The 1651-nt window shown below is 42.3% G+C and carries 2 protein-coding genes; both read left to right on the forward strand.

Going from position 1 to position 1651, the window contains the following annotated elements; translation table 11 throughout:
- On the forward strand, positions 1-284 hold a 284-nt coding region (locus tag A3766_RS31380), incomplete at its 5' end, for a hypothetical protein (RefSeq protein ID WP_197479657.1).
- 154 nt (positions 285-438) lie between these two features.
- Positions 439-1651 (forward strand): glutamine synthetase family protein (locus A3766_RS20970; protein ID WP_156509015.1); only part of this gene is annotated, 1213 nt, incomplete at its 3' end.

Raw genomic sequence — 1651 nt, forward strand, 5'->3', positions numbered from 1 at the left:
GTTTTAAAAGTCTAGAGCAAGATACGAATCGTACCATCTATAACGAGATCTGGAATGTTTCATGGAGCAAGGAGTACTTTAATGATGTGCTCGGCTTGAGTGTGCTTGGGGCTTGGTCTACTGTCTCTGAGCTATTTGTGTTGAATCTGGCATCTGAGTATGACTTTAATGACTATGTTCAGTTATCTCTTGCGCTTAGCTATGCCAGCAAAAGCGGCTCAAATGACCCAGTTTATCCTGATTCAAAACTTAGCAGCACCTTTAAAATAGAAGCCCAATTCTAGCGATTTCTAATTGCTTAGCGAGCTCCCACTTATCTCGCATTGTTAGTAATTTCCTCTTAGTTTTTATTAATGCACTGCAGTTTTATGCGCATGTAACATTTCTAACCTAAACTTAAGGCTAGATGCGATTATAAAATAAAAATATTTGGATAATATGATGGAAGCCAGATCTGTAAAAACGATTGAAGATGCGAAGCATATTGTAAATCTTCGTGGAATAAAGCATGTCAAAGTTGGTCTTTTCGATATAGACGGCGTGATGCGCGGTAAATATATGAGCAAAGATAAGTTCTTTGCTGGGCTCGACAAGGGTTTTGGTTTTTGCGATGTTGTTTTGGGCTGGGACTCGAAAGATCAGTTATACGACAATGTCAGTTACACTGGCTGGCATACAGCCTACCCAGATGCCTCTGTACGAATTATTCCCGAAAGCTGTAGGGAGATTCCTTTTGAGCAAGATACTTTACTTTTTATTTGTGAATTCGTAGGTGCCGCAGCAGCTCTCTGTCCGCGCAATCTTTTGAATAGGATATTACAAAAAGCAGACTCAATGGGCTTTTCTGCCAATGCAGCGCTAGAGTATGAATTCTTTCTATTTAACGAAACCCCAAAAAGCGTAAGAGAAAAAGGTTTTCGAAACCTTGAGCCTTTTACGCCGGATAACTTTGGTTACTCTGTTTTAAGGGGAAGCGTCCATCACGACTTATATGCACAAATTCTTGGGCTTGCGGAAGAAATGGATTTTCCGATTGAAGGTCTACATACAGAAACCGGGCCAGGTGTTCTTGAGGCTGCGATAGCTGTTGATACCGCACAAAATGCCGCCGATAAAGCATCGCTATTTAAAACTTTCATTAAAGTATTGGCCCAAAAAAATCAATTGATGGCGACCTTTATGGCTAAGTGGTCGGCCGACTACCCAGGCCAAAGCGGCCATATTCATATTTCCTTAAACGATGCGAAGACAAATGAGTCAGTCTTTTTTGATCAAAGTAAAGATTATTCGATGAGTGATACTCAAAGGCATTTCGTTGCGGGTCAGCAGTTATTGATGCCAAAGTTCTTGTCATTGATTGCGCCAACGGTTAATAGTTATACGCGACTAATTCCTGGCTTCTGGGCGCCAACCGATGCTACATGGGGCGTTGAGAATCGTACTTGCTCGCTTCGCGTTATACCTGGTTCAGCGAAGTCGCAGAGAGTCGAGTATCGTTTAGGCTCGGCAGATGGTAACCCGTATTTAACTTTGGCAGCGGCGCTTGCTTCAGGTTTGTATGGTATCGAGCACAAACTTGAACCGACACCAATGGTTGTAGGTGATGCTTATTCACAAACGCATCCCAGCGCATTAAAACTTCCTTCAACAC

This window comes from Oleiphilus sp. HI0132, assembly GCF_001635845.1.